The sequence below is a fragment of the Pseudomonas sp. 28 E 9 genome (genome assembly GCF_900004785.1).
GTDB lineage: Bacteria > Pseudomonadota > Gammaproteobacteria > Pseudomonadales > Pseudomonadaceae > Aquipseudomonas > Aquipseudomonas orientalis_A.
Genome location: NZ_CVTK01000002.1, coordinates 24,579 through 31,569, shown reverse-complemented (window position 1 = coordinate 31,569; position 6,991 = coordinate 24,579). Strand labels below are relative to the sequence as shown.

The 6,991-nt window shown below is 60.1% G+C and carries 7 protein-coding genes; 3 read left to right on the top strand and 4 right to left on the bottom strand.

The window, feature by feature from the left end; all coding sequences use genetic code 11:
• Window positions 1-254 precede the first annotated feature (254 nt).
• Window positions 255-1,142: a threonine/homoserine exporter RhtA gene (gene rhtA, locus BFQ00_RS00165; RefSeq protein ID WP_065932269.1), complete on the top strand. Its 888-nt coding sequence runs from the start codon at window positions 255-257 to the stop codon at window positions 1,140-1,142.
• A 167-nt stretch (window positions 1,143-1,309) separates the two neighbouring features.
• Window positions 1,310-1,591: a hypothetical protein gene (locus tag BFQ00_RS00160; protein WP_065888242.1), complete on the top strand. Its 282-nt coding sequence runs from the start codon at window positions 1,310-1,312 to the stop codon at window positions 1,589-1,591.
• A 116-nt stretch (window positions 1,592-1,707) separates the two neighbouring features.
• On the opposite strand, the gene BFQ00_RS00155 is transcribed toward BFQ00_RS00160, so the two are convergent.
• The 3 genes from BFQ00_RS00155 to BFQ00_RS00145 form a co-directional block, all read right to left on the bottom strand.
• A complete protein-coding gene (locus BFQ00_RS00155; RefSeq protein WP_065932268.1) occupies window positions 1,708-3,516 on the bottom strand; it encodes an aminopeptidase P family protein in 1,809 nt (602 codons plus the stop codon).
• Window positions 3,517-3,564: 48 nt separating this feature from the next.
• Window positions 3,565-4,725: a cysteine desulfurase family protein gene (locus BFQ00_RS00150; protein ID WP_065888240.1), complete on the bottom strand. Its 1,161-nt coding sequence runs from the start codon at window positions 4,723-4,725 to the stop codon at window positions 3,565-3,567.
• A gap of 232 nt (window positions 4,726-4,957) precedes the next feature.
• On the bottom strand, window positions 4,958-5,227 hold the full coding sequence (locus BFQ00_RS00145) for a hypothetical protein (protein ID WP_065888239.1): 270 nt from the start codon (window positions 5,225-5,227) through the stop codon (window positions 4,958-4,960).
• A 266-nt stretch (window positions 5,228-5,493) separates the two neighbouring features.
• Between BFQ00_RS00145 and BFQ00_RS00140 the strand changes: the two genes are divergently transcribed.
• Entirely contained in the window at window positions 5,494-6,597 is a 1,104-nt protein-coding gene (locus BFQ00_RS00140) for a sigma-54 interaction domain-containing protein (RefSeq protein ID WP_065888238.1), read from the top strand.
• On the opposite strand, the gene BFQ00_RS00135 is transcribed toward BFQ00_RS00140, so the two are convergent.
• Entirely contained in the window at window positions 6,586-6,951 is a 366-nt protein-coding gene (locus BFQ00_RS00135) for an antibiotic biosynthesis monooxygenase (protein WP_065932270.1), read from the bottom strand. The genes BFQ00_RS00140 and BFQ00_RS00135 overlap by 12 nt on opposite strands.
• Window positions 6,952-6,991: the final 40 nt, after the last annotated feature.

The following is a 6,991-nucleotide window of genomic DNA, read 5'->3' as shown; positions in this document are numbered from 1 at the left end:
TGAACTGAAGCAACCTGCTGTCAAAACTTGCTTAACTCATTGTTTACCAAGGAGTTTTCCGTTTCGACTGCGCCGGAAGTGGGGCGAATTATAGACAGATAAAATTCTACGTCAATCGTTAATGTGAACTTTCTATCAATCCCGCTTGAAACCCCTTAGCGCTTGCTCAACTGAGCAATATATTGCGCAGTTCGTAACAGTTGAGCATCATGATCCTTCTGCCCTTCTATATATGACTTCGGACAACACCTTTAATGACCACCCCACCCCGCAGCCCGGCCTCCGTACTCTTCCCCGTAGGCCTGCTGTTGATCGCGATGGCATCCATCCAGTCCGGCGCTTCGCTGGCCAAAAGCATGTTCCCGATTATTGGTGCGCAAGGAACCACCACCCTGCGCCTGATCTTCGCCAGCGTGATCATGCTGCTTCTATTGCGCCCATGGCGCGCCAAGCTGACGGCCAGGTCCCTGCGCACGGTCGTGGTCTACGGGATGGCGCTGGGCGGCATGAACTTTCTCTTCTATATGTCGCTGCGCACCGTCCCCCTGGGTATTGCGGTTGCCCTGGAGTTCACGGGCCCGCTCGCCGTCGCCATCTATGCATCGCGCCGGGCAGTGGACTTTTTGTGGGTCGCGCTCGCAGTCATCGGTCTGCTCCTGTTGATTCCGATGGGCGAAGCCAGCAGTGGCATTGACGTGGTGGGTGCCGCGTATGCACTCGGCGCCGGCGTTTGCTGGGGGCTCTATATTCTGTTCGGCCAGAAGGCGGGGAACGATAACGGGGTGCAGACCGCCGCGCTCGGCGTAATGATCGCGGCTCTGTTCGTCGCGCCCATCGGCATCGTGCACGCCGGCACCGCGTTGCTGAGCCCCGCGCTGATTCCTGTGGCCATCGGCGTGGCTATCTTGTCCACGGCCCTGCCCTACACATTGGAAATGGTTGCGCTCACCCGCCTGCCCGCTCGCACTTTCGGTACCTTGATGAGTATCGAGCCGGCGTTTGGCGCCCTCTCCGGCCTGTTCTTCCTGCATGAGCAACTGACGCTCGCGCAATGGCTGGCCATCACCTGCATTATCCTGGCTTCCGTCGGTGCCACGCTGACAATGCGCAACGAATCCAAACCGCTGGTAGCCGCCGACTGACGCTCTTTGCAGGCAGCTCTGGTATTTAACGCTCATTTAGGCCATGTTTAGGCTGGTAAACGATGTCTTTCATGGAGAAGTTCGACACGGACAGCATGAACGCTACGCTCGAGAGCGAGTAAAGGCCGGCTTCGATCCTTTTGCGAAGCGGCTATTTAAGGATTGGAATGAATCGAATTTTGATACTGTTGCTGGTCGTAGGCATTGCTGGGTGTGCCGCGACCACAAAAACAGAAGTGAAACGGGGCAAGAAAGGACTGCACATCAACTGTTCGGGCCTGTCCTCCTCATGGGACCAGTGCTACACCAGCGCAGCCAATTCATGCGGTGCCAAGGGATATCGGGTTATCGCCAAATCCGGCGAGAACTCCGAGGAGCCAGGGGATTATCCGTTCGGCCTCAACCCTGCCGGCTATACCAGTCGCAGCATGATCGTCATTTGCAAATAGGTACCTGAGCGACGCACAACAAGAGCGTCGCATGGGTAGCCAGCGCCGGTGATGCGACGCGGTCTTCAGCCGGGACCGTCAGGACTTCGTACTCGAAGCCCCGAGCCAGTCCTGAATCAGATAGCCGCTGTACGCACCTGCAACCACTCGAGTGCATCGCCATTGAGCAATGGGCTCAGACGCTCGCGTACCTGGGCATGATAAGCGTTGAACCACTCGCGCTCATCAGCGCTGAGCAAGGACGGCTCCAGGCAACGGGTGTCGATCGGGCACAACGTCAGCGTTTCGAACTTGAGGAATTCACCAAACTCGGTCGTCCCCGCTTCGCGGTTCAACACCAGGTTCTCGATCCGCACGCCCCAACGCCCAGGGCGGTAGGTACCCGGCTCGATCGACGTAATCATGCCCGGCTGCATCGCCGTCTGCGGTGCGGCCAGCGCCTGGTAGGCGATCACTTGCGGGCCTTCGTGCACGTTGAGGAAATACCCTACACCGTGCCCGGTACCATGACCGTAATCCACGCCTTCGGCCCAGATCGGCGCACGCGCGATGGCATCGAGCAGCGGCGACAGGATGCCTTTGGGGAAATGAGCACGGGACAACGCAATCACACCCTTGAGCACGCGCGTGCAATCGCGCTTCTGCTCATCACTCGGCGTACCGATGGGCACCATGCGCGTGATATCCGTCGTGCCACCCAGGTACTGGCCGCCCGAGTCGATCAGCAACAAGCCATCGCCTTCGATCACCGCATGCTCTTCTGGCGTGGCGTGGTAGTGCGGCATCGCGCCGTTGGCGTTGAAGGCCGCGATGGTGTTGAAACTCAGCGATACATAACCCGGACGGCGGGTACGCGCCGCCGTCAGATGCTCATCGATGGTCAATTCGGTAATGCGCTCGCGCCCCAGGGCCTTTTCCAGCCAGGCGAAAAATTCGCACAAGGCGGCGCCATCCTGCTCCATGGCCTGACGGATATGTTCGGCATCAGCCAGGCTTTTACGCGACTTGGCCAGGGTGGTTGGGTTCAAGCCTTCCACCCGCTTCACACCGGCGTCGAGATGTTCCAGTAGACCGGCCGTGACGCGTGCCGGATCAATTTGCAGGCTTGCCCCTGCCGGTACAGCTCGCAGCGCGTCGGCCACGTCACTGTAATCGCGTACGGTCACGCCATCACGCTCGAGTGCCGCCCGCAGCTCGGCATCAACTTTGCTCAGCGCCACGAACAAAGTGGCCTGCTGCTGATTGATCAAGGCGAAAGACACAAATACCGGGTTGAACGAGACATCGCCGCCGCGCAGGTTGAACAACCAGGCGATGTCATCCAGTGTCGCGATGAAATGCCAGTCAGCACCGTTGTCTTTCAGGCTGGCGCGCAGGGCTGCGAGTTTGTCGCCACGGCTGAGGGTCGCTTGCGGGGGCAGATGCTGATAGATCGGCTGGTTCGGCAGCGCCGGGCGGTCGTGCCAGACTTCATTGAGCAGGTCGACGTCGGTACGCAAGCGCGCGCCACGCTCAGCCAGCTTGCCACCCAGGGTCCGTGCCGACGCCACGGCCATTACCGCGCCATCCACGGCCACCACACCGCCTTCCGGGGTTTGTTCAGCCAACCACTCCAGGGGGCCGGGTTGGCCCGGCTGCAGTTTGACCAGTTCGATGCCACTGCCTTTGAGTTCCTTGGTCGCCTGTTCCCAGTAGCGGCTGTCGGCCCACACACCGGCAAAATCGGCGGTGACGATCAGCGTTCCCACCGAACCATGGAATCCCGACAACCATTGGCGCCCCTGCCAGTATCCCGGCAGGTACTCGGACAAATGCGGATCCGCGGACGGCACCAACAGGGCGTGAATGCCCTCCCGGCGCATCAGCTCACGGGTCTGCGCCAGGCGCTGGGGAACCGTTCCAGAGGTCAAAGGCTGCGTACTCATTGTGTCTCCTGCTAACCACTAATAATTGTTATGGACTGCGGACAAGTTTCAGACCGCCCAGAACGCCGGTGCGCTGGCCAGGGCCGACTTGATCAGTTGTGCCGCTTCGTCGATATCCCGCTCGGTGGTAAAGCGGCCGAGACTCAAGCGAATGGTACGGCCGGCGCTGCGCGCGTCATGCCCCAGTGCAAGAAGCACATGGGACGGCGCGTTGCTCGCCGAATTGCACGCTGAAGTCGCCGAAAAGGCAATGCCGGCGCTCAACGCACTGGGGTTGAATTCGCCTTCGCTGAACGTAAGGCTCAGGGTATGAGGGATTCGCTGGGTGGGGCTGCCGTTGAGGCGCACGCCCGCAATCGACCCCAACTGATCCAGCAGACGCTGACGCAAGGCCACGATTTGTGCCTTCTCCTCGGCAAAAGACGCCGCCGCCAGGGCGAACGCCGTGCCCATGCCCGCAATCTGGTGAGTCGCCAGGGTACCCGAACGCAAGCCGCCCTCATGACCGCCGCCATGAATCTGCGCCAGTACCTTCTGCTGCGCGCGAGGCCCCACGTACAACGCGCCGATGCCCTTCGGACCATAAAGCTTGTGGGCCGAAAACGACATCAAGTCCACCGGCCACTGCGCCAGGTCGATGGCTACCTTGCCCGCGCCCTGGGCCGCGTCCACATGGAACAACGCCCCCTGCTCACGCACCCGGGCGCCGATGGCCGGGATATCGTTCAACGTGCCCAGTTCGTTATTGACCAGCATCAGCGACACCAGGAAAGTGTCTTCACGCAGCGCCTCACTGACCGCTTCGACACTGATCAGGCCGTCGGCATCAGGCACCAGGTAGGTCACCGCCACACCGGCATCCTGCAATTGCCGCGCAGTGTCGAGCGTCGCCTTGTGCTCGATCTGGCTGGTGATGATATGCCCGCCGGTTACGCCACGGGCCTGGGCCACACCTTTGATCGCCAGGTTATTGGACTCGGTGGCGCCGGAGGTCCAGACAATTTGCTCGGGCTGCGCGCCGACCAGTTCGGCCACCTGCTGACGCGCCTGCTCGACCGTTTGCCGGGCCGCCTGGCCGAACGCATGGGAGCTGGACGCAGGGTTACCGAAATTGGCATTGAAGCCCAGACACTCAACCATCACCTGGATGACGCGCTCATCCACCGGCGTGGTGGCGGCGTAGTCGAAATACAACGGACGTTTATTCATGGTGTTAAAAACTCGCAGAGCGTGTTCCCGAGAGCAGTGTCGCGGGGGCATCGAACAGAACAGAGGTTGTCAGGTTTAACTGATCGGATGCCGTTAAAGAAGGACCACTTTATGAAAATGTGCGTAGGAACGCTCCTGAAATTCAGCTTAACAGGCTGAAGTCACGCCATGGAAAACAAAAAACCCGAGATTCCTGATGGGAAACCCGGGCTCTTCACCGCGACCGCACCGCTCAACTGGGCCGATCCTTCAGGGCTACGCTGCGCTCGGCATTCATTTCGCCCTGATGATCAAAACCGAACGACTTGAGTGGCTGTCCGGTCAGTGCCGCACGCTGGTGTTGATAGTCATCGAATGACAAACCGCGACGACTCAGCGCTTCCAGCGCCAGTTGCCGGGTTTCCTGGGCGGAGTAGGGGCGCAGCTCCGGGGATGGATGGGTCGCGCATCCGGCGAGCACAGAGGTGACAAGCAACAGCGAAACAGCGAGTGAGCGGATCATGGCGGTGGCCCTGCAAAGGAGGTGTCGAATCAATGAACACAGGCTACTCCCGCCCCCGCACGCTGAAAAATCACCGTCCTCGATAGTCGCTATCAACCGTTGCAGCAGATTCGATAATCACAACCGGTTATTTCTTTATGATCTATAAATATGTAAATCAATTAATTTACGGAATATGAGAATCCCTCTATAAACAACGCTGCCCGCCAATGTTGCCGCGCCACGCCAAAGGCAATTCCCGCATTTTATTTCCAAGAGAGGTGTCCATGCAGTTATTAACCCTCCCCCCCTCGCCTGCGCTCGCGACCTCCATTCGAGCCACGGCCCAAGTGTTCGAAGACCCGAAATCCAAGGCCTTGCTCGACCACATCCAGCAAGTGGCGCCGAGCGAAGCCAGCGTGCTGATCATCGGCGAAACCGGCACCGGCAAGGAGCTGGTAGCCCGGCACATCCACAACCTCAGTGCGCGGCGCAACCGGCCATTCGTGGCGGTCAACTGCGGGGCGTTTTCTGAATCCCTTGTCGAAGCCGAGCTGTTCGGCCACGAAAAAGGCGCCTTTACCGGCGCCCTCTGCGCCAAGGCGGGCTGGTTCGAAGAGGCCGATGGCGGCACCTTGTTCCTCGATGAAATCGGCGATTTGCCCCTGCCGATCCAGGTCAAGCTGCTTCGGGTGCTGCAGGAACGTGAAGTGGTACGCCTGGGCTCGCGCAAGAGTATTCCCATCGATGTGCGGGTACTGGCGGCAACCAATGTACAACTGGAAAAAGCCATCAACGCCGGGCATTTTCGCGAAGACCTTTACTACCGTCTCGACGTGGTCAGCCTGGAGCTCAGCCCACTGCGCGAGCGCCCGGGCGATGTCCTGCCGCTGACCCGACACTTTATCGACACCTACAGCCGACGCCTGGGTTATGGCCCGGTCACCATCAGCCGCGAGGCCGAGCACAAACTCAAGAGCTACAGCTGGCCGGGCAATATTCGTGAGCTGGAAAACGTGATCCATCACACGTTGCTGATCTGCCGCAACAGCGTGATCGAACGCGACGATCTGCGCCTGTCGAACCTGCGCATCGAACGCCAGGACGACAGCCAGCAATGCCTCGACAACAGCGCCGAAGCGTTGCTCGCGCGGGCCTTTCAAAAACTGTTCGAGGAACAGGCCGGCGCCCTGCACGAGAAGGTCGAGGACGCGCTGCTACGCGCCGCTTACCGCTTCAGCCACTACAACCAGGTGCACACCGCCAGCCTCCTGGGCTTGAGCCGCAACGTCACGCGCGCGCGGCTGATCAAGATCGGCGAGTTGGCGGTGAACAAGCGCAGGCCGGGGGAAAACCTGCAGGGCGAGCGGATGCTGCACCTATCCATTTAGGCGGCAGTGCAAGGCGTCGTCATGGCTGCGCTCAAAACTGCGCAGCACCTGGAACGAATCAAAGATTACCGCCTTGGCCCGGTGCACGCGGATCAGCGTCCAGAAATCCTCACCGCCCTGCTCGAAGCGCCTGAATGCCGCCTCGCCATCCTCACGGGATTGCCATTGCAGGTAGTTGAGCACCCGCCGCCCGTCATCGCTGACCTGCACGCTCGCAAGCAAAAAGCCGTCATGACTCTGCGCCAGTCGCTCGCTTTGCACGGTCAAGGCCGCCACCAGGGCCGCCTGATGGCGCGGGTCGATGTGAAATTCGATCACCTGTGTGAAGCCGCGACTCTTCTCTGATACCTGCATGAACACTCCCCTTTCTTTGTAGGCAGAATCTTGCGATCCA

Bases quoted from the DNA above. Each gene is read 5' to 3' on its own strand.
- BFQ00_RS00160 (WP_065888242.1), top strand. From the start codon at position 1,310: ATGAATCGAATTTTGATACTGTTGCTGGTCGTAGGCATTGCTGGGTGT.
- BFQ00_RS00155 (WP_065932268.1), bottom strand. From the start codon at position 3,516: ATGAGTACGCAGCCTTTGACCTCTGGAACGGTTCCCCAGCGCCTGGCG.
- rhtA (WP_065932269.1), top strand. From the start codon at position 255: ATGACCACCCCACCCCGCAGCCCGGCCTCCGTACTCTTCCCCGTAGGC.
- BFQ00_RS00150 (WP_065888240.1), bottom strand. From the start codon at position 4,725: ATGAATAAACGTCCGTTGTATTTCGACTACGCCGCCACCACGCCGGTG.
- BFQ00_RS00145 (WP_065888239.1), bottom strand. From the start codon at position 5,227: ATGATCCGCTCACTCGCTGTTTCGCTGTTGCTTGTCACCTCTGTGCTC.
- BFQ00_RS00135 (WP_065932270.1), bottom strand. From the start codon at position 6,951: ATGCAGGTATCAGAGAAGAGTCGCGGCTTCACACAGGTGATCGAATTT.
- BFQ00_RS00140 (WP_065888238.1), top strand. From the start codon at position 5,494: ATGCAGTTATTAACCCTCCCCCCCTCGCCTGCGCTCGCGACCTCCATT.